This is a genomic window from Streptomyces sp. NPDC046860 (assembly GCF_040645115.1).
In the GTDB taxonomy this organism is placed as follows: Bacteria; Actinomycetota; Actinomycetes; order Streptomycetales; family Streptomycetaceae; genus Streptomyces.
Genome location: NZ_JBEYXQ010000008.1, coordinates 153,344 through 178,349 on the forward strand (window position 1 = coordinate 153,344; position 25,006 = coordinate 178,349).

General features: G+C 69.7%; 16 protein-coding genes and 1 pseudogene. 10 read left to right on the plus strand and 7 right to left on the minus strand.

Annotated features, from left to right (window positions below; translation table 11 throughout):
• Positions 1–218: 218 nt before the first annotated feature.
• Together ABZ898_RS14440 and ABZ898_RS14445 are read right to left on the minus strand one after the other, a co-directional pair.
• On the minus strand, positions 219–3,455 hold the full coding sequence (locus ABZ898_RS14440; protein WP_361657422.1) for a type ISP restriction/modification enzyme: 3,237 nt from the start codon (positions 3,453–3,455) through the stop codon (positions 219–221).
• A 547-nt stretch (positions 3,456–4,002) separates the two neighbouring features.
• Positions 4,003–4,884, minus strand: a complete 882-nt coding sequence (locus tag ABZ898_RS14445; RefSeq protein WP_361657425.1) for an aldo/keto reductase — start codon at positions 4,882–4,884, stop codon at positions 4,003–4,005.
• 610 nt (positions 4,885–5,494) lie between these two features.
• Between ABZ898_RS14445 and ABZ898_RS14450 the strand changes: the two genes are divergently transcribed.
• Positions 5,495–6,226, plus strand: a complete 732-nt coding sequence (locus ABZ898_RS14450; protein WP_361657428.1) for an AraC family transcriptional regulator — start codon at positions 5,495–5,497, stop codon at positions 6,224–6,226.
• A gap of 39 nt (positions 6,227–6,265) precedes the next feature.
• On the opposite strand, the gene ABZ898_RS14455 is transcribed toward ABZ898_RS14450, so the two are convergent.
• The 3 genes from ABZ898_RS14455 to ABZ898_RS14465 form a co-directional block, all read right to left on the minus strand.
• Complete coding sequence (locus ABZ898_RS14455) at positions 6,266–7,693, minus strand: serine/threonine-protein kinase (protein ID WP_361657431.1); 1,428 nt, start codon at positions 7,691–7,693, stop codon at positions 6,266–6,268.
• Positions 7,694–7,880: 187 nt separating this feature from the next.
• On the minus strand, positions 7,881–11,423 hold the full coding sequence (locus ABZ898_RS14460) for a hypothetical protein (protein WP_361657434.1): 3,543 nt from the start codon (positions 11,421–11,423) through the stop codon (positions 7,881–7,883).
• A 342-nt stretch (positions 11,424–11,765) separates the two neighbouring features.
• A complete protein-coding gene (locus ABZ898_RS14465) occupies positions 11,766–12,194 on the minus strand; it encodes a hypothetical protein (RefSeq protein ID WP_361657437.1) in 429 nt (142 codons plus the stop codon).
• Positions 12,195–12,536: 342 nt separating this feature from the next.
• Here ABZ898_RS14465 and lanKC point away from each other — a divergent pair, with 342 nt between their 5' ends.
• From lanKC to ABZ898_RS14485, 4 genes are all read left to right on the plus strand, one after another.
• A complete protein-coding gene (lanKC, locus tag ABZ898_RS14470; RefSeq protein ID WP_361657736.1) occupies positions 12,537–15,158 on the plus strand; it encodes a class III lanthionine synthetase LanKC in 2,622 nt (873 codons plus the stop codon).
• Between the two features lie 256 nt (positions 15,159–15,414).
• The gene (locus ABZ898_RS14475; RefSeq protein ID WP_361657440.1) at positions 15,415–16,893 is read left to right on the plus strand and encodes an MFS transporter; all 1,479 of its coding nucleotides are present in this window, start codon (positions 15,415–15,417) and stop codon (positions 16,891–16,893) included.
• Positions 16,894–17,047: 154 nt separating this feature from the next.
• Positions 17,048–18,070, plus strand: coding sequence for an endonuclease/exonuclease/phosphatase family protein (locus ABZ898_RS14480; RefSeq protein ID WP_361657443.1), 1,023 nt, complete (start codon positions 17,048–17,050; stop codon positions 18,068–18,070).
• Positions 18,071–18,132: 62 nt separating this feature from the next.
• Positions 18,133–18,564, plus strand: coding sequence for a hypothetical protein (locus ABZ898_RS14485; protein WP_361657445.1), 432 nt, complete (start codon positions 18,133–18,135; stop codon positions 18,562–18,564).
• Here the strand turns inward: ABZ898_RS14485 and ABZ898_RS14490 are convergent.
• Complete coding sequence (locus tag ABZ898_RS14490) at positions 18,545–18,766, minus strand: hypothetical protein (RefSeq protein WP_361657757.1); 222 nt, start codon at positions 18,764–18,766, stop codon at positions 18,545–18,547. The two genes, ABZ898_RS14485 and ABZ898_RS14490, sit on opposite strands and share 20 nt — an antisense overlap.
• Here ABZ898_RS14490 and ABZ898_RS14495 point away from each other — a divergent pair.
• Together ABZ898_RS14495 and ABZ898_RS14500 are read left to right on the plus strand one after the other, a co-directional pair.
• A pseudogene (locus tag ABZ898_RS14495) lies at positions 18,669–20,929 on the plus strand (hypothetical protein). The gene ABZ898_RS14490 and the pseudogene ABZ898_RS14495 sit on opposite strands and share 98 nt — an antisense overlap.
• Complete coding sequence (locus ABZ898_RS14500) at positions 20,929–21,648, plus strand: hypothetical protein (RefSeq protein ID WP_361657448.1); 720 nt, start codon at positions 20,929–20,931, stop codon at positions 21,646–21,648. Before ABZ898_RS14495 ends, ABZ898_RS14500 begins: the two are co-directional and overlap by 1 nt.
• A gap of 3 nt (positions 21,649–21,651) precedes the next feature.
• On the opposite strand, the gene ABZ898_RS14505 is transcribed toward ABZ898_RS14500, so the two are convergent.
• Positions 21,652–22,860, minus strand: a complete 1,209-nt coding sequence (locus ABZ898_RS14505) for a serine/threonine-protein kinase (RefSeq protein WP_361657451.1) — start codon at positions 22,858–22,860, stop codon at positions 21,652–21,654.
• A gap of 222 nt (positions 22,861–23,082) precedes the next feature.
• On the opposite strand from ABZ898_RS14505, the gene ABZ898_RS14510 reads away from it, so the two are divergent.
• The 3 genes from ABZ898_RS14510 (at position 23,083) to ABZ898_RS14520 (ending at position 24,978) form a co-directional block, all read left to right on the plus strand.
• On the plus strand, positions 23,083–23,358 hold the full coding sequence (locus ABZ898_RS14510) for a DUF3253 domain-containing protein (protein WP_361657454.1): 276 nt from the start codon (positions 23,083–23,085) through the stop codon (positions 23,356–23,358).
• A gap of 106 nt (positions 23,359–23,464) precedes the next feature.
• A complete protein-coding gene (locus tag ABZ898_RS14515; protein WP_361657457.1) occupies positions 23,465–24,190 on the plus strand; it encodes an SDR family NAD(P)-dependent oxidoreductase in 726 nt (241 codons plus the stop codon).
• Positions 24,187–24,978 carry a DUF2071 domain-containing protein gene (locus tag ABZ898_RS14520; RefSeq protein ID WP_361657459.1) on the plus strand — a complete coding sequence of 264 codons (792 nt, stop codon included), beginning with the start codon at positions 24,187–24,189 and terminating at the stop codon, positions 24,976–24,978. The genes ABZ898_RS14515 and ABZ898_RS14520 overlap by 4 nt, the downstream gene beginning before the upstream one ends.
• Positions 24,979–25,006 lie beyond the last annotated feature (28 nt).

The window sequence follows — 25,006 nt, forward strand, 5'->3', positions numbered from 1 at the left end:
TCATCGGGTCGAGTGGACCTTCTTCCGTTGAGGGTGGTCTGACCTGCGATGTCACGCTGAAGCGGCAACCAGGCCGACCGTGGGGCGCGACGCCGCGCGGAAATCTTGACGCTCGAACGACGCTCGTCCTGAGTAGCCGTCAGAGCCCGATGGCGCTCCGATTTCGTCCTGGTATGAGGGTGAGGGCGGGCCGCGAGTTGCCGATCGCAGTGCGAGTGTCAGTCCGGGAAGTCGAGGCTCTGCTGACCAGGTCCAGGGGCGCGCCGGGACTTCCGTGGCGGCTTCGGTTCCTTGGTCGCGTAGGCAGGCACGGGCAGGATGCCCTCGCCCCGTAGGTCGTCGGTGGTGATGAGCGGGCCACTGATCACGGCGTCCAAGAGCCGGGCCTGTCGGGGTTCGAGGGCTACGAGGAGCCCGAGTGCGTTGATGAGGTCCAGCAGGTCGACGGTCCACCGGGAAGGCCAGGTCGGAGGCAGGATGTCGTTCAACGGGGTCTGCCGCTCCACGTCCGGTCGGCGTTTGCGGAAGCTGAACCACTTGCGGATCACCTGCACCCCGCCGATCCGGTAGTCCCAGACTTCCGGCGCCACTGGACGTATGCAACCGGTGCCCACCGTGAGGGTTCGTGTGGGAGCGTCGTAGGAGATGTCCTCCGGCAACCCGTCGTCTTCCCCGATCGCGACGACGGGTTCCGGTTGCTCCTCCAGGGGAAGCCTCGGGGCCGATCCAGACGGACCGTCACCGTGGTGAGAGGCGAAGCGCTGCCCGTACGTGTGGATCCACACTGTGCGCCTGCCCACCTCCACCACCTCCGCCCACAGGGCCGGATCACGCGTCAGAGGGATACGGGTGCCCCGCTCGGCGAGGTTCGCGGACAGGCGTTGGGTGTAGCCGCGGTGGCCGGCTGTTCCCGCGATGTACGCGAAGAGGTCTTCGGCGGTCACCGTCACTCCGTACGTCTTGGCGAGCAACTGCAGCAGGCCGGGGGTCACGTTCGGCTCTGCCTGGTGAGGGTGGCGGTAGAGAGGGGCGACGCGGCCGCCTTCGGTGCCTTTGAAGTGATGCATGTCGGGCAGGAGCGCGGTGAACCCCACCGCCGGGCCGGTGCGCAACGACTCCGTGTGAAGCTCGGAGAGGTAGATCTGGCATTGGTCGTTGTGGGCGAACCACAGGGCCGGTCGCGGAAAGTCGATCACTCTCCTGTCCGCGATGATGTACTGCCGGTCGAAGGTCATCCGACCATAGGGAACGATGACCGGCACTGTCTCCTTCTCTGCCGTGAGGCTGTCTTTTTCCTGCTGGCCGGGCAGTGGTGGTTCCGGCTTGTCCGGACGGCGGTCCCTGGTGGTTTTCAGCAGTGCTGCCTTGGTCTCCGCCGGAGCTTGCACGAGCCGGCGCCAACGTCTCTCCAGAACCTTCCGGCTGGGTGAGACTGGCCAGCTGCGGTTGTTCTTGTTGCCGGAGCTCGTCCAGGGCAGCAAGGCGTCCACCGGTGGCATGGCCGACCAGTCGGAGTCGGACGTGACGTGAAAGGGCGCGGTCCACTGTGCGGGGCAGAGCTGCCAGGAGGTTCCGTCGCGATGACCGTCGAGGCCGAGCCCGTCCAGCCAGTCGAACTTCTCCTCCCGTGGGCCCGCGGGGACGTCGAGTCGCCACACCCGGGCCGGATTCCTCGGGTCCGGCGCACCCCGGCGGACGAAGACGGCGATACAGACCTCGCGCTTGACTCCTTGGAAGACGCGAGTGCGCGGGTCGGAGAAGGGGCCTTCGGGGGACAGGCCGATGATCCAGCCCTCGTCGGCGGCCTCGCGCAGGTAGTGGCGCATGCCGGCCGCGCCCTCGCTGTCCAGGTAACCGGAGTTGGTGATGAGGGCGACGATCCCGCTGGGGGCCTTCGGCGCTCCCAAGGCCGTCACCTGGTCGAAGACCTTCCAGGTGGACCACGCCCAGAAGTAGACGTAGAGGTTGTCGAGGGCGTATCCGACGCGCCCGTTGTCCTCGGGATGGAAGCGGGCGAGGATCGGGCCCTGGTCGTTCGGGTTTCCCTCGGTGACCCAGCGTCCGACACCCGACTGCCTCGCACCCCGCAGGTAGGGCGGATTGCCGATGACCACCATGACCTTCTCGTCCGCCTTGATCCTGTTCGCCATGCGGCGGTGGCGGGCGATCGCCTCGTACATGAAGCCCAGGTGGTGTTCGACGGCGGGATCGTCGAGTGTGTCAGCCACCAGAAGCTTCGGCGGGCGGCGCGTGACATCGGCGTCGTGGGACTGGAAGGCGTGGTGCACACGGAGTTCGGCGACCGCGTACGGCCCGGTCTGTTTCTCCAACCCGACCAGTCGGCCCGAGAGTTCCCGGAGAAGTCCGGACTTGAGCGTCTTGCCGTACTTCAGTGACAGGGACTTGGCGACGTGGTCGATGATGTTGATGAGGAAGGTCCCGGTACCCATGGCCGGGTCGACCACGGTGACGTCCTCGCTTCCGTACCCGTCCGCCTGGCCGAGCCGATCACGCAGTATCCCGTCGGTGAACCCGACCATGAAGCGGACGACCTCGCCAGGGGTGTAGTACGTCCCCGTCCGTCGGCGCAGTTCCGGGTCGTAGGCGCTCAGAAAGCCCTCGTACAGGTGGAGGTAGGCGTCTCCGGTCTCGTCCTTGAACATCTCGGGGTCGACGGCCGATATGACGTCGATCAGAGGGTCGGTGATCCCTCGCAGATCGTCGAGGGCTTCGTCCGTCAGTACCGCAAGCGCCTTGCCCATCAGGGAGTGCCGTTTGCCCAGCCGGATCGCGACATCGGGGAGGGAGAGCCGGTCGAGATCGATGCGCTCGAGACGCGCCAGGAGAACGGCGAAGGTCAGTGTCTGGCTGTACTGGTCCGCGAACTCCTCCGGACGGGCGTCGGGAAAGAGCAGGTCCTTCCAGTTGCCGGCCAGGACCGAGAACGCCGCGTCGGCCTCCCCGTGCTCCTCGCGGGTGAGGCGTTCGGTGACCTCGTCGCGCAGCAGCACGCAGATTCCCGCGATGCGCCTGACCAGTTCGTCGATGCTGCCGTGGACGATGGGCGCCGGCAGGAAGAAGTGCGTGAGGACGCGCTCGAACCCGGTGTCCGGGGCGATGAGTGGCCGGCTACCGGTTTCCAGGTCTCCGGCCAGGATTCCCGTCGGGCCGACCTGCACGCCGAAACGGTAGACCGCCCACTGGTATCCGTCGGTGTACAGCACGTTGTGGAGTGCCTTGATCTTCTCCCACTGCTTCCGGTCGTGGGTCTTCACCGACCACTTCTCCGGGTCGGCCCCCGAGCCCGGCCGCTTGAGCTCGACGTGCCCTATGGTCCTGCCGCCGCAGGCGATGGCGAAGTCGGGCCTGATCCCAAGTTCCTTGACCCGACTCTGGCCGTGGGCGACGAGCTTGAGGCGTAGCCGTGAGGCCATGCCGCGCAGCAGTTGCTCCACCGGCGCCGTGAGGGCGTCCTCCTTGCTGCTGACCGCTCCCGCAGGACCTTGCAACTTGGCCCTGACCTCCTCACCGAACCGGGCGACGAGGTCCGTGACCGATCCAGTCGTGCCCTTCCCCGCCCGGACGTCCCCTCTTGCCATCGGCCCCCCAAGGTTGCACCCACGCCGACGATCAGACCAATACAGAATGCCCATGACATGCCAAGCAGCAAACGCCGGTGGATGTGGGGCGATCGGCAGTATGTAGCGAAAAACCGGCGTACGGACTGGTGTTGGAGCGTGAGTCAGGAGTGCGTGCCGTGCGGTGCGGTGCGTCAGTGCGCGGGACACAATCGGTGGAGGGTGTGGCGATCTTGCCGACGCGCTGGGTGAGTCGATCGAGGGGAGCGACGGATTTGGTGGTGCCTGCCGTCCACGCCTGACCTGGGGGCAAGGAGATTCGGACCAGTTGTCGTCCATGCATGGATTGAGGGCGAGCCCCGAACGCGATGCTTCCTGCGTTCGACGGGCTCGCCGGTCGGTGCCGCGTTCTCCTGACGCGAGGTCAGGCCTCCGGGATGAGGATGTGTCCGTATGCGGCGAGGGTGACGTCGGCCGGTTCGGGGCCGCCTCGGTGGCCGGATTCCAGGGCGTCCAGGGTTTTCAGTTCGTCCGCGTCGAGGGTGAAGTCGAAGACGTCGATGTTCTCGGCCATGCGGTGGGGCTTGGTCGACTTGGGGATCACCGAGCGGCCCTGCTGGATGCCCCAGCGGAGCAGTACCTGGGCGGGGCTCTTGCCGTGTGCGCCGGCGATCGCGGTGACGGCCGGGTCGGCCAGGACGCTCTGGCGCTCCTCGCCCGTGTAGAAGGTGATGCCGCCGATGGGGGACCACGCCTGGTTGAGGATGCCGTGCCGGTCGTCGAAGTCGAGGACCGCGCGCTGCTGGAAGTAGGGGTGGATCTCGAGCTGGTTGACCGCGGGGACGACGCTGGTGGCGTCGAGCAGGGCGGTCAGGTGGTCGGCCATGAAGTTGCTGACGCCGATGGCGCGGACCTTGCCGTCGGCGAGGAGCCTCTCCAGGGCGCGGTAGGCGGCGAGGGTCTTGTCGAAGTCCGACGGCAGGGCCTGGTGCAGGATCAGCAGGTCGATCCGGTCCACGCCGAGCTTGGCGGCACTCTTGTCGAAGCTGTGCAGGGTCTCGTCGTAGCCGTAGTCGCTGATCCAGGTCTTCGTCTCGACGAAGACCTCCTCGCGGGGGAGCCCGGACTCGCGGATGGCCTGGCCGACTTCGCGTTCGTTGCCGTACACGGCGGCCGTGTCGATGTGCCGGTAGCCGAGGTCCAGCGCGGCCATGACGGCGGCGCGTGTCTCGTCCGGCGGGGTCTGGAAGACGCCCAGCCCCAGGGCGGGCATCTGGACGCCGTTGTTGAGGGTGTAGCTCTGCATCACAGGGACCTTTCGGCGCGATGTGAGGACTTAATGAGGGTATTTGGTGTCATGTCGGTTGGGTAGAAGGCGTCGTCGTGCCGACCCGGCGGGCAATCGCACCTGCGTGCCACCGAGTCGGACCATCGCGCCACCGCCCCCTTGATCGTTTCGACACGTGCTTCGGGCGGCCGGTAGAGTCCTGGAATCCAGGCGTGCGACAACGATGTCACCGGCTGTGTGGGCGAATCGATTCCCCTTCCGGTGGCACCGTCGGTTCACGGTTCACAGTTCGCGGTGCACCGGATTGCAGCGTCGAAAAGAGGCGCAGGTGAGTTACCGAAGCATGGATGGGACCACGGATGGGTCGTCAGACCGGGGTCGTTCCACGGATTTCCGGACCGCCATGAACCTGCCTGTCCGGCAGATCCATCGCACCGACCGCTTCTTCCGGGAGTGGGAGCGCGGTCCCTTCCGTCACCTCACGCGTCTCACCATTCCTCAGCCGTCCGCCCATCACGGATTCAGGTTCGTGGCCAACGGACACCTCGTCGAGAGCCTGCTCTCGGTGAAGGTGTACTGCGACTCGCTGGCCGGAGTCTCGGGGAGTGATCAGGACCAGGACCCCGTCGTGGCGGACCTGGTGACCGCGGGGAAGATCACTTTCCGGGGCCGGCGGGAGACGTACACGGTCACGCCCGGCCGTATCTGCATCCGGGACACCAAGGCTTCCTGGGAGTTCTCCTGCGCGCCCGCCACCCGCGTACGCGTGGTGAGGATTCCCCGGCACCTGGTGCTCTCCCACGCCGCGTCGCCCAAGGACCTCGGCCGGGCTCACCTGTCCGACGTCACCGCGCCGGAGGTTCGCTTCCTCCTGAACTTCCTGGAAGCGATCGAGAAGAGCAGTGCCGAGCTGAGCGGTTCGGCCTCTGCGCGGAAAATCGCGTTGGACGCCAGTGCGGCGCTGTTCTCGGGGCTGCTTTCAGGCCGTCCCGATCCCGGGTTTCGGGATCATCAGAATGTCGTCCTGGTGGCGGCCAAGAACGCCGTGGAAAGGAACCTGGACCGGCACGACCTGTCGCCCGCCGTGGTGGCCAAGCTGGTCGGGGTCTCGCTTCGCACACTGCACCGGTCTTTCGCGGAGTCCGACGAATCCCTCATGGCCTTCGTGCGCCGGCAGCGCCTGCAGAAGGCGCACGGTGAACTGGTGAGACTGGGCCGGCAGGCGAGCGTGTCCGAGATCGCGGCGCGCTGGCACTTCTCCGACGCGAGTCACTTCATCCGGAACTTCAAGTCCCTCTACGGAAGCACACCGGCCGCTTATCTGAGGAACCTCGGCGACGGGCGGGACACGGGGCACTGAGCCCCTGCTCGCCCCCCCCCGTACCCGGATCAGTTCCTCTCAACTGTCCCTGCCCTCACAGGAGACCGCCAGCGGGAGTTTCTCGGAGAGGATCGGCTCCGGTTCCCGGATCTCGACTCCGATGAGGGTGCGGAACGACTCGCCCCGGTAGGCCGAGAAGTCGATGAAGGTGACCTTCTTCCTGTCACCGGCCGCGGCGAAGGTGAGCGTCTCCCACTTTCCGTCGGTGACCGAGCCGGCCGTCGTCACCCACCGGTACGTCACCTGGGCCGGCGTCCGGTCGACGGTGAACGTCGCCGTGAAGGTGGGAGCGTCCTCCTTGGCCGGCGGGCAGCTGCCCTCGTAGACGCTGGTCTCGGCGGCCACGGTCACGTCCACCGCGCCGGTCGACTGCGGCTCCACGGGTGCCTCCACGGACCCTGCCGCCTCCGTCGCTCCCGGTGCGGCCTGATGGTCCTGCCGTCCGCCGTCCAGCAGCCCGTAGGCGAGCCCGCCGCCGCCCACCAGCAGCAGTGCCGCCGTGCCGGCTGCCAGCACCACCGACCTCCTGCGGCGCCGGGGCGTGACGGAGGCCGTCGGTGTCGTGAGGGCCGGCGTCGTCTCGTCCCTCGTCGGCGGACGGTGGACGAGGTCGCCGGTGTCGCCGTCGCGCACGGCGCACAGTTCCCGGTGCGTCTGCTCCATGGTCGGACGGCGTTCGGGGTCCTTGCTCAGCAGCGCCTCTATCAGAGGGGTCAGCGGCCCGGCCCGGTGCGGGGGAGGCAGTTCCTCGTCGACGACGGCCCGCAGGGTGATCAGGGGTGTCGTCTGCCGGAACGGGGAGCGCCCCTCCACCGCGGCGTAGAGGAGGATGCCGAGAGACCACAGGTCCGAGGCCGGGCCCGGCTGGCGTCCCAGGGCACGTTCCGGCGCCAGGTACTCGGGGGAGCCCACCAGTTCGTCGGCCATCGTCAGCGCCGACGTCCCTTCGACCATGGCGATGCCGAAGTCGGTGAGGACCACCCGGCCGTCGTGGGCCAGCAGGACGTTGGCCGGCTTGACGTCGCGGTGCAGCACTCCCACCGCGTGGGCGGCGCGCAGCGCGGCCAGCACCTCGACGGCGATGCGGGCCGTGCGCCGCGGGTCGAGCACCCGCTCCGCCTCGATGAGTTCGGCCATGGACGAGCCGCGTACCAGCTCCATGACGATCCAGGGACGGCCGTCGTCCTTGGCCACGTCGTAGACGGTGACCACGTTGGGGTGGGTGATGCGCGCGGCCGCCCACGCCTCGCGTTCCAGCCGGGCGTTCAGCCGGTCGACCTCGGGCGGGGCGAGCTCCAGAGGGGCTCGGACCTCCTTCACGGCCACCTCGCGCTGCAGCACCTGGTCGTACGCGCGCCACACCGTGCCCATACCCCCGGAGCCGAGCGACGAGAGCAGCCGGTAGCGCCCGGAAAGTATGTGCCGCTGAGTCTGGCCTCTGAACATGGCACCCTCATCGAGCATCGGAGCGACGGCCCTCCCTCTTTGGCAGCCGTAATTCACGCGTTCGTGCGATGATCAGCTTTGGCCTCGTCGAAAATAAACCTCCTCGCGGCCGTGACGACACCCTTGGCCGGTGATCTGGCGTCCAGGTGCCATCAACGCGGCACGGTCGTGCCGTCGGCCGGACGTGTCAGGCGGGTGAGGCGAACTTCCAGAGCGACACGGGAATGCCCGGCTGGAATGTCTGCACGGTCAGTTGGCCGAACTCCTCGTCGGCGGTCAGGTACATGTCCCCGTTGTCCCGGGTGTGGTTGGTGAGGAACACTCCGTCGTCGCCGTGCGGCGAGGCGCACCAGAGGTAGCCGTCGTCGTCGGCGCGGAACGGGCTCAGTTTCACCACGGCGCCGTTCGGCGGGTCGTACGGGTGGCCCGACGTGGAGTTCATGTAGTTCCCGCCGTAGGACAGGTAGTAGCACTCCTCGCCGTCGATGCGGCCCGCGTGGATCGTGGTGAACCTCTGCTCGGGGTCGTTGACGTCCCGTTCGACGATCACCTGGGGATCGCCCTCCTCCAGGTCGTCCAAGCCGAGGACGAGGGAGTCGGCCGTGGGGGACTGGAGGGCGACCTCGTTCACGTCCAGCGCCTCGTCCTTCCGGTCGATGAACCAGCGCTGTGCGGGCGAGCCGTCCCAGTCACGGGCCACGACGGTCTGTCCGCCGCCGGGAGCGGTGAGGTACTGGTGCGTGTAGTAGTTCTCCAGCGTCCAGGTGCCGTCGCCCTGCGGCAGCGGCATCCAGAGCTGGTCGACGGACTGGTCGGGCCAAAGCACGGCCCGTGCGTCACGACGGCCGCCCTCCTGCCCGAGGTAGCGGCGGTCCGCCTCGTGCATCACGCGGTAGTAGCCGGGGTATTCCGGGTCGAGGGCCAGACTGTACGTCTGGCCGGGAAGGCCGGCCTGGTTGACCGGCTGGTCGGTGATCACGTTGCTGCTGCCGGAGGGGCCGGCACCGTTGGTGGTGGCCGCGTTGCGCATCGTCCGGGTCCCCACCAGGTCCTGATCGATGGTCGACTGCGGTGGCGTCGGCTCGCTGGGCAGGTTGCCGAGAACGGCCGCGACGGGAAAGTGGTCCGACGCCCTGACCTCGACCCGGGCGATGCTCTCGATGGTGGTCTGGCCCGTGGGGACGACCGCGTAGTCGAGGGTGGTCGGGGTGCCGTTGTTGTTCGTGGGGTGCGTGAAGGTGCTCGGCGCCCGGACTCGGTAGACGCCGGGATAGTCGGTGTCGAGCCTGGTCGCGAGGCTGTTCGTCGAGCCGTCCGGTGCCCTGTTGTAGTCGCCCATGGCGACCCACGGCAGTCCGGCTGTGGCCATCCGCTCCCGGATGTTCCGCAGCAGTCCGGGGTCGTCGTTACCGCTGCCCGAGAGACCGTGCACCGTGAAGTAGGCGACGCCGTCGACGGCGACGCCGAGCGCCGGCCGGGAGTTCCAGATGCCGTTCCCCTCGTCGTAGAACGCCGGATGGGTGACGAACACGTTCGCGGGATCGACACGATTACGGGTCCAGATGGCCAGGTTGACCCGGCCCCTCGAGGCGTCCTCGTGGTAGTCGGTCTGCATCCAGTACAGCCAACCCTGTGATCCCCGGCTCGTTCCGAGGCGGTACTCGATGACCGGAGGCCGCTCTCCGTCGCGGAACCAGTAGTCGGTCTGCGCGATGCTCTGGGTCCGGTGTGCGGACGGTGGCGGCGAACCGGCCTCCTGGAGGAGTGCGATATCGGCTCGGTTCGGGGCGCTGCCGCCGCCCACCAGACCGGGGAGGACGGTGCTGTACTTGTTCTGGCCGTCGGTGTTCGCGCCCTGCATGTTCCAGGTGATCACCTTGCGCCGGTTGTCGACCCGTGGGTCCAGCTCGCCGCCGGTGTCACGCAGGAACAGCGAGGACCGCTTCCCGACGTCGGTGAGCACCACTCCCTGACCCGAGAAGTCCTGGGTCTCCCGGCCGGTCCAGTCCGCGATGGGCCGGCCGTCCTGGCTCAGCGGCCTGAAGACCTGTGGTGAGCCGCTGTCGGACCCGAACTGGTAGGCGGTGCCGACGTGTGAGCCGGAACTGCCGTTCGAGTACGGGGCGTAGGGCTCGTAGGCACCACCGGGCGTGGTCTGCTTGATGAGCGTGTTGTTGTAGAAGACGTTCTGCGGTCCCGTCGATCCGGACCACTTCGCCGCCTTGGGGCCGGCTCCCCACCAGATGGGGTACCAGGTCCCCTCGTCTATCTCGCCGCCCTCACCGCCGCAGTTGCTCTGGCAGTTGGCCGAGCGGTGTTCGTAGGGGATGCGGACCGTGTTCTGCTCGAAGAGGTTGTGGTGCTCCCAGCCGCCGTGGAGGTTGAGGTCGGAGTCGAGGTCGTTGCGGAAGGCCACGTTGCCGCTGGCCGACCACTGGAAGGTGAAGTGGCGCAGGTTCCGGCTGAGGTTGTAGGCCCACAGCGAGTTCCACACCCGGCTGCCCCGCAGGTACCCGTTGCCGCCCTTGCCCTTGTTCCAGGCGCCGTCGAAGCTGTTGCGCTCGATCTGCAGGTTGCGGGCGTTCTCGGTGACGATCGGATGCGAGCCGGTCATCGTCGCCTTGAGTCCGCGCGCCCAGCTGTTGGCGGCCCACTTGAAGACGATGCCGTGCATGGCGTACTCCGGCGCCATGTTGCCGTAGTTGTTCTTCGCCTGCTCGGGGGTGAGCTGGTACGTGCCGCCGCCGAGCTTGGGCAGTCCGTTCATGTCCTGGGTGAAGGCGAAGTCCTCGAAGCCGACGCCCTCGACGATCTTCAGCGGGGTGACCTTGCTGGCGTACACCGTGGCGTTGATCGGGGAGCCGTCCGAGGCGGAGTCCACCGGCAGGTCCCACTCCAGGGGACGGTCGAGCCTGATCGTCCTTGCGTCGGCGTCGATGCTCGTGACCCGGAACATCTGCTGGCGCATGTGGAGGTTGTCCATCATGCTGCCGTCGGTCACGCCCTGCTGCTCGTAGAACTTGCGGCTGTTGGCGGCGCCGACCCAGACGTAGCCGTTCACGCTGAACTTCGACATGGGCGCGTTCGAGGCCAGCCGGACGACGTTTCCGCCCTGCCGGGCGGAGAAGCCCGGATCGTCGTCCCGGGCCGCGAGCTTGACGCCCGAGACCCAGTGCTGGTTGACGCTGCCCTCGAACAGGTCCTTGCGGTTGGCCGGCGCGGCCGCGCGGTCGTCCACGTAACGGTCCGCCACGTCCCGGGTCTGTACCCGGAACATCCCCCGGCCCGGCCAGATCCAGCCGCCCGTACCGACGTCGCTGCCGCTGCCCGCCGTCATGCTGTCCTGGTCCCAGCGACCGTTGCCGACCGTGTCGTAACGGGTGTTGGTGTCCGGGCGGAACACCATCTTCGTTCCGCCGTCCCCCGACCCCTGACCGCGCACGACCAGGAAGCTGGTGTCGACGGAGATCTGCCGGGTGATGTCGACGCGTCCGGCGGGGAGTGTGATGAGGGACAGCCGGTCGAAGCTCGCGTTCGGCGTGCACCGGCTCTTGATGTCGTCGATCGCGTTCTGCAGTCCGGTGGTGTCATCGGCGCCGTCGTCGGCGACCACCCTGAACTTGGAGGCGAGTTGGGACGGTGTGACCCTGCACGACGCGTCGCCGGTCACGCTCTGGTCGCCGGGCAGGGACGCGCCGCCGCGGAATCCCACCCGCGACCAGTCGGGCATGCCGGGAGGCGGCCCCGTGCGGTTGGCCTGGCCGAGGTCCGGACCCTCGGCTCCCGGTCCGGCCGTGGGTGCCGCGGCCGCTGCCGCGGGCGTCGGCGGGGTGAGTGCCGGCAGGGTAGTGGAGAGCAGCAGACCGGACAGAAGTACGGCCGCTGTTCGGAGACTTCTCACGTGAGCTCGATTCTGCGTCGGCGTGGTGGAGAGAGGGGTGCACGGCTGTCGTGCCGTGCCCCGACGGCCGCGGTCCTGCCACCGACGTCGGGTGTCGGTGACAGGACCGCGGGGGACCTCAGGTCGTCATGTGCGCGGGCGGGTGAAGCCGTCCGCCGAGGGGGTGCCGGCTCAGTAGGTGTAGTAGTACGAGCTGAGGCCGTGGTTCTCGGTCGTGCCCTCGGCGGCGATCCCGACGCCGTCCTTGCCGTTGTAGAACCACAGGTACTCACGGCTCGGACCGACCACGTCGAACGTGCCGCCGGAGGTGTTGTAGTGGCCGACGACCGCGATCATCCCGGGCTTGGCGCCGCTCGGGGCGGGACCCCACCAGCAGGCGGAGCCCGGGTTCAGGACCGGCCCGAGCTGCCGGAACACGTTGTCCTCACCGGCGAACTCCAGGTGCACCTTGTAGTTGCCCCACGGGCACAGCTGAACCCAGCCGTCCCGGATGCTGGAGGCCGAGGCCGGAGCCGCCGTGGCCACGGAGAAGCCCGTCAGCACGGCGATGGTGGTGAGCGGCGCCGCTACGGCGCGCAGCAGCCTGGTCAGTCGGGACATACGTCTTTTCCGTTCCTTGGACCGGTCCGCAGGCATGCCGAGGCGGGCTTCGGCCGGCATCGGCGTGAGGGACCGTCATGGGTGTGAGAGCCACAGCGGTTCGACCGAGTCGGTCGTCGGACAGCCGGTCCGCCTGCCGAGTGAGGGAGGCGGCGCCCGCAGGGCCTCCGAATCCAAACACGTCGACGTCGCCGGGACTTAGAACATCGGCGCCATGATCGCGAACGACCCGAATGGGCACGGTCGTTCTATTTCCTCGCCGGGGGCCTTCATAAGCTCGCCGTCGTCGGCCGCCACCAGCGTCCCGATGGTGGCTCGAAAGGAACGAACTCCTTGTTGCACGTGCCCTACTCCCTCGCGGATCAAGACTTCTACCTACCGTTCGAGAAGGTGCCGGACGCCGATCCGGTGTACTCCGTCGACGAGCTGCCCGAGGGATGGAACCGAGGCCGCTCGGGAGTCTGGACGGTCTACAGCCCGCCGTCGGGCATGCGGGCCGGACACGGCTGGAAGGTCCACGTGTCGGCCACCAAGGACCGGGCGCAGCCGGTGCTGGACATCGCCTCGCGCGTCCTGATCGACAGCGGAATCCCGTTCAAGCACCTCAGCGACGTCCTGCGCTACACCTGGCTGCACCACAAGGTGGGAAACCGGGCCCAGAGCGGTAAGTTCATCGCCGCCTACCCACCGGACGCCGACTCCGCGCGGCGGCTCATGGAGCTGCTCTCCGAGTCCCTGCGGGACGAGTCGGGACCGCACATTCTCGGCGACCGGCGCTTCCGCGACTCGAACGTGGTCGCCTACCGCTACGGAAGCTTCCGCGACACCAGCCGGACCCGGCCGGACGGGCTCCCGGAGAGGCTGGTCCCGGACGGGTCCGGGGAACTGGTGCCCGATCAGCGGGGCGTCACCTTCATCCTCCCGGCCGGGGTCACGGACCCCTTCGCCGCGCCCACCGCCCCCGCACCGCCGACCCACACCGACAGCGTCCCGCAGCCGGACGCCGTCACCTTCGACGGACTGCGCTTCGAGCGGGTGCTGCAGCGCAGCAGCGGCGGCGCCGCCTACCAGGCCGCGACCACGGACACGGGCCTCCGGGTCTTCGTGAAGGAGGCCCGCGCCCACGTCGGACTGCACTGGAACGGCACGAGTGGCCAGGAGCGGCTGCTGCACGAGCACACGGTGCTGAGCGAACTGCACGAGAAGGCACCCGGTGTCGCACCTCGGCCGCTGAGTCACTTCCGCCGCTGGGAGAACACCTTCCTGGTCACGGAGTTCGTCCAGGGCCGGCCCCTGCGCACCTGGATGGTGGAGAACCTCCCCAGCATCAAGGCCGGATCGCCCGCGTGGTCCTACGAGGACTACTACGCGCGGTGTGTGGAGATTCTCGACCAGCTGCGCGAGCAGATCAGCACCCTGCACGCGGCCGGTCACGTGTTCGTCGACATGACCCCGAACAACGTGATGGTCGACGACGAGGACCAGGTCCGGCTCATCGACTTCGAGGCGGCCGCCCGCAGCACGGACTCCTTCCCCCTGCTGGGCACCGACGGGTTCTTCCCGAAGCTCCCCCAGGCCGAACTGAAGCGGCTGGCGCGGGAGAACCCGCAGCACTTCGACTGGTACGGGCTCTCCGGCATCGCCAGGTTCCTGCTGGGCCCGCTGTACGACCTGGTGCAGCGCGAGCCCGGAGTCCTGCGCCACGTACGGCACAGCCTGGAGGAGAGCGCGCCGGTGCCGCGGCGTCTGTGGCGCGAGGCCACGCGGTTCACCGACCCCGAGGCCGCCACCTCGCTGCCCTCACCCGAGGCGGTGGCCGCCGACCCCCTGACCCACCTGCGGCTCCTCCGCGACCGGACCGCCGACGCCATCCTGGCCATGGCGGACCCGAAGGCCGACGTGGTGTTCCCCACCGTCCCGCGCGGCTACGAGTCCAACACGCGCTCGGTGGCCTACGGGACCGCGGGGGTGCTGCACGCGTTGCGGCTGGCGGGACGGGAGACCGACCCGGAGATCCTGTCCCGGCTCGCCGAGTCCGCCCTGCGTGAGCGGCACGACGCGGCTCCCGGGATCACCGTGGGAAGCGCGGGCGTCGCCTGGGTGCTCGCCGACCACGGAATGCTGGAGGAGGCAGGCGCGCTGCTCGACGCCGCCGAGCGGCATCCGGTGCTGGCGCAGCGGGCCACGCTCGGCGAGGGAACGGCCGGCGTCGCCCTGACCCACCTCGCCCTGTACGGCCACGACGGTGACGAGCGGCATCTGCGGAAGGCCGCCGAACTGCGCGCCTCGATCCCGGAGGACGGCCCCGGCCTGGCCGCCCTCATGGGCTACAACCACGCGACGGGTCTGCTGAACGGGCGCGCCGGTATCGCCCTCCTCGACCACTACCTCCACCGGATGCTGGGCGAGGAGAAGGCCCACGCTCGCGGCCTCGGTCTGCTGCGGACCGAACTCCTGCGGGCCAGGCCGAGCGGCGAGGGCGGCGTGGCCTTCCCCGTGTCCGACAAGGACACCCGCTCGATGATCTACCTGTACGCCGGGTCCGCCGGGTTCGCGACGGTGGCCACCCGATACCTGGACGATCTCGAGGATGACCGGGACGCCGATCTCCGGCAGGCGCTCGCCGCCTCACTGACCGCGTGCCGCACTCCGTTCACGGTCTACAGCGGACTCTTCGAGGGCCGCGCGGGCCTGGTGTTCGCGCTCGCCGAGCACGCCTCCCGCACCGGGGACCGGAGCACCGGCGCCGCCGCCGTGGACGCGGCACGCCGACTGTACGGGCACGCGGTGGCGCACCCCACCGGAGCGCGCTTCGTCGGCGAGGGCACGGTGCGCTTCAGCACGGACCTCGCCACCGGCTCGGCCGGCGTCCTGCTCGCCCTGACGAGGCTGCTCGACGACCGCGCCGACATGTTCTTCACCCTCGACGCCCTGGCCGCGCGGATGGCTACCACCCGCGGCTGACCTGACTTCCGCCCCGGTCATGGGGCGGAGTGGCACAACGGATCGACCGAAAGGAAATGACAATGAACGAGGTCCTCGAACTGCAGCTCATGGAGGCCGAGGAGACCGTCGAGGTCGGTGTCGCGATCTGCAGCGAGAGCAGCGGCAGCACCATCGCCTGCAACTAAGCACACCTGAGCGACATGCGTGGGCGGGTGGCGGGGTGCGACACGGCACCCCGCCGCCCGTCCCGGGCTCATCACCAGTGAACGGCCATATGACCAAGACGAAGGACCACGACGCCGTGCTCTTCATGGGCGGCAGGGTTCTCTCCACACTCGGCTCGACACTCAGCGCCACCGCGCTGTCGGCCATCGCCGTCACCCACTTCCACGCCTCCGCCGGTCAGGTGGGTGTCATCGCCGCCGCCGGCAGCGTGCCCCCTCTGCTGTTCGGGCTCCTCGCCGGGGTACTGGCCGACCGGGTCCGCCGTCCGCGTCGACTGCTCGTCCTCGCCGACCTGGCCTGCGCCTGCTGCATGACCGCGGTCGCGCTCGGCATGTGGAGATCGCTCGCGGACTACCGGTGGCTGGTGGGCCTCAACCTGGCACTGGGCACCGTCTCGGTGGTCATGGAGTCGGTCTACTTCATCCACCTCCGCACGGTCGTGACGGGCGAACTGGCCCCGGCCCGGGCCCGGCTGCAGGTCGGACAGACGTCGGCCCAGGTGGCCGGCTCCGCCGTCTCCGGGCCGCTCTTCGCCGCGATCGGCGGGGTGGCACACCTCGCCGTCGACGCGGTGACCTACCTGGCCAGCGCGTCGAGCCTGCTGCTCCTGCGTCGCTCCCACCCCGTCGGGCGCAAGGAGCCGGAGAACGCGCGGGCCTCCTCCCCGGCACGGGCAGGGGCGGCGCGCCGGTTCCTGCACGAGGCCCGCACCTCGACACGCGTCCTGTCCGCCACGCCCGTACTGCGCGCCCTCATGACGTTCCTCCTGGTGCAGGGCACCTGCTCGGTCGCCGCCGGGACGCTCGTCGCTCCCTACCTGCTGGGCTCCCTGGGGCTGCCGGTCGCCGCGTACAGCGTGCCGCTGACCGTACGCGCCCTTCTCGCCGTGGGCGGCTCACTGCTGGCAGCGCGGTTGGTCGGCCGACGGGTCGACGAGGCCCGGCTGATGGCGGGCGGGCTGATCGGTGGTTCCGTGTCCACCGCGATGATGCCGCTGGCCCAGGGCCACGGGGTCGCTGCGCTGGTCGTGGCCTCCGTGAGCCTGGGCTCGGCCGCGTTGTCCGGCGCCGTGACGAACATCGCGCTGGCCTCGGCGCTGACCCGGTGGGTGCCCGAGGAGTCCATGGGCCGGGCCGCCGGGGCCTACCAGTTCCTGGGCACCGCGGGGATCGTGGTGGGCGCCCTGGCGGGCGGTCTGCTCGGCGATCTGCTGGGCGTCCGAGGCGGCCTCACCGTCTGTGCCGTCGCCCTGCTCCTGTCCCTGACGCTCGCGATACCGGTGGCGCGCGCCGCCACCCGGCCCCCGGTGACGGCGGCACATCCGGGTGTCCCGGAACCCGGCGCCGCCGAGTCGGAGGTCTCGCCCGCGGGGGGTCGTGTCTCCCGGCGTCCGGGCCCGCTGCCGGGCGGAACGTGTCCTGAGTGCGGGGAACCCGGGGTGCGCAGGGGTCCCAGCGCGCACCCCGCCCTGCTTTATCTGCTCTGCGACACCGACGGGTGCGGCTGGCGTTCGGATCTTCTGTGCTGAACCCCTCCTGACCTGGGAGAGTTCCGGCGGCCGGGTGGGCGGCACCGTATCGGCGTCCGAACGCCCGGAACCGGGCGGGCCGGTGTCGGCGTCCCTGTGCGGAAGGCCGGCGGCCGCGAGTGTCTCGCCGGGTACGGATCGGAGGCGAGGCCGCATGAGCAGGGCGGTTGGTGATGCCGTGCCGGACACGCGTCGGCGGCGGTCACGAGACCGGCGCGGGCGGGTGTGGACCCTGCTGGGCTGCTGTCTTCTCGCCGCCCTGCCCGCCGCTCTGCTCGTGGTGCGGCTCACCGGGCTCGACCGGGGGACGCCGCTCGCGGTGCCCATGGTGCTGTTTCCCTGGTCGGCCGTCCTCGGCGTGGTGGTGCTGGGCGTGGTGGCGGCTGTCCCCGCGTTGCGCTCCCGTCGGGTGCTGGCTGCCGTCGCGGTAGTCGTGGTCGCTCAAGTGGCCCTGCTGGTACCCCGGTTCGTGCCTGAGCGGCAGTACGTGCCTACGGGTGCGGCCGAGTTGCGTGTCGTGACCCTCAACACCGATGCAGGCGCCGTGGACGCCCGTGCGGTGGTGGACCTGGTCCGCGCCGAGCGGATCGACGTGCTGGCCGTCGAGCAGACGCCCGCGGAGGGACTGCGGGCGCTGGACAGGGCGGGCCTCGCCGCGCTGATGCCCCATCGGGAGGCCCATCCCGAAGACGACTCCTCGATCTACTCGCGGCTCCCCCTTTCCCACGGCGCCACGACCCGTGGGGACACCGCCTGGCCCCAGACCACCGCCCATGTCGAAGTCGGCGGGCGCCAGGTGCAGTTGGTGGCCGTCCACACCTTCTACCCGCTCGGAGACCCGGAGCGGTGGACGCGGGACATGACCGCCCTCGCCGCCGTGGCGCGGCGCTCCGGCCCGGACACGGTGTTCCTGGGCGACTTCAACGCCTCACTGGACCACAGCCCGATGCGGGAGCTGCTCGCGGCCGGCCTCACGGACACCCATGCCGAACTCGGTCGCGGATGGGCGCGCACCTGGCCCGTCGGCCATGCCCTCGTCCCGCCCCTGGTCCAACTGGACCACGTGCTGCACGGCTCCGGTCTGGCGGGGGTCTCCGTCGGCGAGCGCACCGTGCCGGGTACGGACCATCGGGCGGTCGTCGCGGTACTGGCGGTGCTGCCGGTACGCGAGAAGTGATCGGTCCGCACGGCCGCGCGAGCAGGGTGAGGTCGCCTGCACGAATGGACCTGGGGGTATTCGTGACGTTCGAGCGAGAATGGGCCGAACTCCGCGAGGGGGCGGCCAAGCGGAGTGCGACGCGGCTCAACAGCGTGCCTGCCGACGGGGGCGGTGGCGGGGGCGGCGGGTTCGACCTGGTGGTCGACCGTGACGATCTCGGGGCCGTCGGCAACGACGCGTACGACCTCCTCGGGCGGCTGGCCAAGGAGGGGGACATCGCCCGTCCGGCCACCTTCGACGCCGCGACCGCGCTGACCAACGGGAACTTCGTGAGCGGTTCGGCCGTGCTGAAGGTGCACGACCTCTGGCGGACGCATCTGAAGACGCTGCTGGACTCCTGCGCGCAGATCTCGAATCACCTCGACTACAGCAAGGCGCGGCACGCGCGGGACGAGGTGAAGATCGTGGGAGATCTGACGCAGATCTCCGTTCTCACGGACGACATGAAATAGGGCTCGGGGGAGCGCGCGCCATGCTGAAGTACGAGGACATCGTCGACGCCCCGGTGGCGAAGCTGAAGGCCGCGGCCGACGACTGGGCGGAGATGGCGGGGAAGCTGGAGAAGCTCGCCGACGACGCCGCCCGCGGGATGAAGGCGAAGGCGGACCGGGCGGCCTGGGACGGCGTCAACGCCGGGGTCACCAAGGGGTTCATCGGCAAGACGGTCAAGGAGTTCACGGACGCCGCCGCCGAGGCCAGGGGGGTGAAGCTCATCCTGGAGGACGGATACGCGGCCATCAAGAAGGCCCGGGACGACCTGGTCGGCATCCGGGACCACGAGGGGCCTGCGGCCGGTGTGCGGGTGGACGGCAAGGGCAAGGTGACGGCGCGAAAGCCGTTGTCCGAGTTCCCCATGGCGCATCATGACCCCGACTACAGCGATCTTCTGCAACAGGAGAAGCAAACATCGAGTCGTGGCAGAAGAGGATCGACCTCATCGTCGACAACTGCAACGACACCGACTTCGCCCTCAAGAACGCCCTTGAGGCCAACGTCACCGACCGCAAGGACTTCAGCGCCCCGACGTACACGAAGCTGGACCAGGAGGAGGCCGCCCGCGCCGCCGCTCTCGCGGCCAAGGGCAGTGACCTCACCCACGCCGAACTCCAGCAGCTCAACGAGCTGCTCAAGGACAACAGTTCGTCGGCCGAGTTCTCCACGGGCTTCTACGGCAGGCTCGGCCCCGAGAAGTCGCTCGCGTTCTTCGGGCAGCTGGCCAGGGACACGTCCGAGTACGGCAAGGTCGACCCGGAGCGCCTCAAGGACGTCCAGGAGCTCCAGAGGAACCTCGGCCTCAACCTGGCCACCGCCTCCCACGACAAGGCGTTCAGCGACAAGTGGGGTCCGGACCTGCGGAAGTTGGGTACGGAGCGCATCCCGCTGGCCAAGCACGAGTACGGCGGGCCGTTCGGGTACCAACTGCTCGGCGGGATCATGCGGTACGGGAACTACGACGCGAAGTTCCTCAACCCGATCGCCGAACACGTGGCGCAACTGCACCAGAAGGACCCGTTCATGTTCGCCGAGAACAAGACACTGAACGGTTGGATCAAGAACCCCCTCAACCCCTCCGGTGTGAACGGAGCCGGGTACGACCCGGCCACCGCCATGCTCGAAGCGCTCGGCAACAGCCCGGAGGCGGCGAAGAAGTTCTTCGCCGATCCCCCGACCGCGTACAACGAGGACGGCACCGTCCACCACGGTGCCACCGCCGACCTCGGCAAGAACAAGGACGGCGAGGCGATCGGCAACTACCTCGACTTCTTCGGCAACGAGAAGTGGGAGTCCTTCCCCGACGTCAACTCGACCGACCCCAAGGAACACAAGGCGTCGCTCGACCAGATGCCCGACGCCCTCGGCCACGCCCTGGAGGCGGCGACCCTCGGCTACCCGGCCGGACATCCGGACGCCCACGTGGTGCGGGACGCGGACAACGCCGCCATCATGCAGAAGGTCATGGAGAAGTACGCCGCGGACCCGGGCCTGCTCAAGGAGCACCACTCGGCCATGGCCGACAGCCTGGGCGTCATGGGCGCCGGCTACATCGACGACATCAACTGGGCGCTCGACAAGAACGATCCGGACAGCGTCTTCGCGCCGGGCAGGAACCCGGACGCACACGTCGACTTCGCGGACACCATGGACGGGAACGGTCGGAGCGTCGTCCGGGGCTTCCTCAGCACGCTTGGCCAGCACCCGGACGCCTACGCGACGGTCTCGGCGGCGGAGCAGGTGTACACCCGCAGTGCGCTGGAAGAGACCGTGGGGCCGGACGGAAAGATCAGCGAGGGTGCAGCCCGGGCCACTGTGCGTACGGGCGCCGAGGTGCAGGGCATGCTCGACCAGTCCCGCGCCGACCAGGTGGAGGCGACGAACCTCAAGACCCACGAGGACTACGAGAAGGCCGTCGCCAAGCGCGCCGGCTGGGTCGAGTTCGGGGCCACGGCGGGGATCGCGGCGGGCGTCGCCTTCCTGCCCGCCACGGCGGCCGTGGGCGCCGCGGCGGTGCTCGTTCCGCTGGCGACCGACACCGCCAGCGGGGCTGCCGAGCAGTTCATCGGACAAGTGATCGGCGATGTCGCGGACAGTTCGGTTGACGAGCACAAGGAGAAGATGGAGGACCTCACCGAGGAGGAGAAGATCAAAATCTACTCCGCCGGTGAAAGCATGGCCGAAGCCCCCACGCGGGAGTTCTTGAGCCGCCAGGGGGTTGTCGAGGACCAATTCAAAGAGGACCTCCTCGAGTCGATGTTGATCGGCTACGGGGTCGGCAACGACCGGGAGAGACAGCAGGGCAACGACCCGGAGACCGGCTGATGACGGTGGACGGCCGAGGACATGTGAGGATGCGGACAGTGTTCGATCGTAGGTCGGTACGGGGGGAAGTTCTCGCCGTAGCCATGGCGGGCTCGTTGCTTCTCGGTGCCACGGGTTGTGCTGGGGACGAGGGCAACGACGGCCTCCCGAATGACTACAAGGTTGTTTCGGGGACGCAACTCTGCGGTGGCAATGCCATCTCCGCTGACGCGTCCAGGGCACTCAAGGTGATCACGGGGTCGTCGCGCTTCGAGGCGTCGTCAGAGAAGTACACGGTCGCACAGGCTGCGACGGACCTTGTCGATGTGTTCCCGACGGTCACAGTCGGCAGAGAGGACGCCTGTCGTATCTTCAAGCCCATCGGGACACGGAGTTTTCGGCTCAGAGTTACCTGGAGTCTGGAGAACGACGCCCCGACGGGTCCGTCGGCCTCGAAGTTCACCGTGCTGAAGATGGGTGAGCGGACCGTGGCGGCGACGGAGAAGGCGTACGTCTTCTTCGCGTGCCGGAGCCCCAGGCTGCTGGACTCGACCAATGTGGCCCACATCGCACTCGGCGTGGAGTACTGGGGAATGCCGAAGGACCCCCAGGACAACGTAGAGGGCCTGAAAAAGGCCTACGCCACCGTCGCCCACTCCTACTCCCTCGCCATGGCCAAGGAACTGCGCTGCGAGAGGAACGGCGGGCTCCCGGCGAAGCCCGTGCTGGAGCCCGCGTAGCGGTCAGTGCTTCCCCTTGTCCCCGCCCCCGTGCTTGCGGGGCTTCTCGTGTTTGTCGTCCGGCTCGGCGGGAGGCAGCCCGGTGCCGGCGGCCGGGGCGGACGCGGCAGAGGGGGACGCGGATGCGGGTGCGGACGGGTCGGCCTGGGGCGGCTTCGCCGTGCTGGTGTCCGGCGAGAACCAGCTCATGCCGATGAGGAGCGCGGCGGCGAACAGCGCCACGACGCCCACGGCGGCCACCCGCCGGGAACGGCGGATGCGTGACGCGCTGGGGCGACGGGGCACCGCACGGTGCACGCTCGTCGTCCAGTCGGTGTCCGCCGTGGCGGGCAGGGCGCCGGACACCGGGGCGGTGACGGCGGTCCCGTGGCCGGTGTGCTCGTGCGGCAGGGCGGCCGGGACTCCCCGCCAGTGCCCCTGGGCGAACCAGTGCGCCGCCTCCTCGGCCGTCGGCCGGTCCTGGGGCTCCTTGGCGAGCAGGCTGAGCAGGTAGTTCTCGAAGGCGGGCGAGAGGCTGGCGCCGTGCTCCCGGGGCGGTACGGGAACGGCGTCCAGGTGCTGGTGCAGCACCGCGAGGGCGGAGTCCGCCTGGAACGGCGGCCGTCCGGTGAGGAGTTGGTAGAGCACGCAGCCCAGGGAGTAGACGTCGGAGGCCGCGCAGGCGGCGCGGCCCAGGGCGCGTTCGGGCGCGAGGTAGAGGCTGGTGCCGACGATCTGGCCGGTGGCGGTCAGCGCGTTGCCGGGGTCGTCCATGAAGCGGGCGATGCCGAAGTCGCCGATCTTCAGGCTTCCGTCGGCGTCCAGGAGGAGGTTGGCGGGCTTGATGTCCCGGTGCACGATGCCCTGCCGGTGCGCCGCGGCCAGCCCGTCCGCGGCCTCGGCGGCGACGCGGGCGACCCGTTCCGCGGAGAGGCTTCCCCAGGCGGCGAGCGCCCCGGCGAGACTGTCGCCGTCGATCAGGTCCATCACCAGGAACAGATGGCCGTCGAACTCGCCGAAGTCGCGTACGCCCACCACGTGCGGGTGGGCCAGACGCCCGGCGGTCTGCGCCTCCAGCCGGAACCGGGAGGACGCGGTGGGGTCCGCGTTCTGGGTGAGCATCAGCTTGACGGCGACAGGCCGGTTCAGCGCCTCGTCCACGGCGCGCCAGACCTCGCCCATCGCTCCGCGCCCGATGACGTCCAGCAGCCGGTATCGGCCCGCTATCAGCACAGTGCCTCTTCCTCATGCCCGACGACGCCTCGACCGTCGCAGGGCACAACTCACCGTGTCAGCACGGGTGGAGGGGGGACGCCGCTGCAACTGCCACAGCCTATCCGCCTCATGAGGTCGCCATGGGCGTCCGCTTTCCTCCTACGGTTCCGGCGGGCGCTTTGGAGGAAGAGGCGCCGTGCGGCACGCGCCGTCACGCGTGTCCGGTGCCACACTGGAGAGGTGGCGGACACCGACCGGCAGGACGGTCAGCGGCTGGAGCGGGCCATCATGGGCCTGCTGGAGCAACGTGCCGCGAGCGCCTCGATCTGCCCCTCCGACGTGGCGCGTGCCGTCCACGAGGGGGACGACGACGGCTGGCGGGCGTTGATGGAGCCGGTCCGGCGGGCCGCCTGGCGGCTGGTCGCCGCCGGCGAGGTCGAGGTCACCCAGGGTGGTGAGCCCGTGGCGGAGGGCGAGGCGCGCGGGCCCGTCCGTATGCGCCGGGCGCGACGGTAGCGGCGTCTCCTGGCCCGCCGCCGCGTCCGGCGATTTCGTCACCGCGCATCCGTCCGGGCCTCCCGGAGCGAAAATCCATCAGGGCGTTCAGGACGGGAGGCGCGGTGTGGAGATCCGAGGCGCACGCATTCTCGTCGCCGGGGCGACCGGTGACATCGGCGCGGCGCTGGCCGAGCGGCTGGCGGGGCTCGGGGCGGTGACCGCGCTCGCGGGGCGGGATGCGGGGAAGCTCGCCCAGGTGCGCGAGCGGTGCGGGCCCGGCCCGTCGCGGACCTTCGACGCCTGGGATCTCGACGGCGCCGAGGGGATCGCGGCCTGGGCGGCGCGGGAGCTGGGCGGGCTCGATGCCGTCGTGGTGTGCGTGGGAGTGGCCGCGTTCGGGCCGGTCGGCGAGATCGGGGAGGCGGTCGCGGAGCACCTGATGGCGGTGAACGCGCTCGCGCCCATGGCGATCCTGCGCTCCGCGTCGACGCATGTCGTTTCCGGCGGCCTGCTCGCCGCCGTCACGGGTACGGTCGCCCGCTCGGCGCCGGCCGGCATGGCGGACTACGCGGCCGCGAAGTCCGCCCTGGCCACCTGGCTCACCGCCGCCCGCAGGGAGCTGCGGCGCGCCGGTGTGGGGGTCCTGGAGGTCTGCCTGCCCCATGTGGAGTCCGGGTTCGCCGGGCGCGCGGTGACCGGCACCGTCCCGCCGCTGCCCCGGGGGATCACGGTGGCCCGGGCGGTGGACGCCGTCGTGGAGGGGATGCGGGCGGGCGCGCGGTTCGTGGGGCCCGGGCCCGGTGAGGGGATCGAGGCGGTACCGGCCGCGTCGGAGCGGGGTGTGCCGTGACGGGCGGCGCGCCGGTGTCCGGGCGGTTCGCCGGTCCCGTGGAGGACGTCACCCCGCTGTCCCCGCGCCCGCTGTCACGGGTGCTGTTCCGGCAGTGGTGGCGCGACCTGGTGTTCCTGCACTGGCCCGCCGATCCCGACGAGGTGGCCCGGCTGCTGCCTCCCGGCACGGTCCCCGACCTCCACCTCGGGCGCACCTACGTGGGCCTCGTCTTCTTCCGCATGGAGCACCTCGGCCTGGGCCGGGGTCCCGCGATCCCGTACCTGGGCAGCTTCGGCGAGGTGAACGTACGGCTGTACAGCACGGACGTCCTCGGGCGGCGTGGGGTGGTGTTCCGCTCCCTGGACTGCGACCGGCTGCTGCCGGTGCTGACGGCACGGGCGGTGTTCGGGCTGCCGTACCGGTGGGCCCGTATCCGCGCACGCCGGTTCGGTTCCGTGCTCTGCTACGACAGCCTCCGGCGCGACCGTTCCGGCGCGGGCGCGCGGGTACGGGCCGAGGTGTCGCACGAGCCGTACGCGGCGAACGCGCTGGAGGAGTTCCTCACCTGCCGCTGGGGGCTCCACGCCGGCGTCCGGGGCCGCGGCTACTACCTGCCCAACGTCCACCCCCGGTGGACGTTCACCCGCTGCGAGCTGCTCCGCTACGACGAGTCCGCCGTCACGGCGGCCGGCCTCTCCGAGCCGCACGGCGAACCCGAGAGCGTCCTGTACGCCCCCGGAGTCCCCGTCCACTTCGGCCCGCCACTACGGCTCCCCGAAGCCCCACGCCGGGCTCGGGCCCGCTAGACCGGTCCCGTCAGGGGGGAGCGGCCGG

Bases quoted from the DNA above. Each gene is read 5' to 3' on its own strand.
- ABZ898_RS14445 (WP_361657425.1), bottom strand. From the start codon at position 4,884: ATGCAGAGCTACACCCTCAACAACGGCGTCCAGATGCCCGCCCTGGGG.
- ABZ898_RS14455 (WP_361657431.1), bottom strand. From the start codon at position 7,693: ATGTTCAGAGGCCAGACTCAGCGGCACATACTTTCCGGGCGCTACCGG.
- ABZ898_RS14460 (WP_361657434.1), bottom strand. From the start codon at position 11,423: ATGCCCGACTGGTCGCGGGTGGGATTCCGCGGCGGCGCGTCCCTGCCC.
- ABZ898_RS14465 (WP_361657437.1), bottom strand. From the start codon at position 12,194: ATGTCCCGACTGACCAGGCTGCTGCGCGCCGTAGCGGCGCCGCTCACC.
- ABZ898_RS14475 (WP_361657440.1), top strand. From the start codon at position 15,415: ATGACCAAGACGAAGGACCACGACGCCGTGCTCTTCATGGGCGGCAGG.
- ABZ898_RS14480 (WP_361657443.1), top strand. From the start codon at position 17,048: ATGAGCAGGGCGGTTGGTGATGCCGTGCCGGACACGCGTCGGCGGCGG.
- ABZ898_RS14490 (WP_361657757.1), bottom strand. From the start codon at position 18,766: ATGAACCCCTTGGTGACCCCGGCGTTGACGCCGTCCCAGGCCGCCCGG.
- ABZ898_RS14500 (WP_361657448.1), top strand. From the start codon at position 20,929: ATGACGGTGGACGGCCGAGGACATGTGAGGATGCGGACAGTGTTCGAT.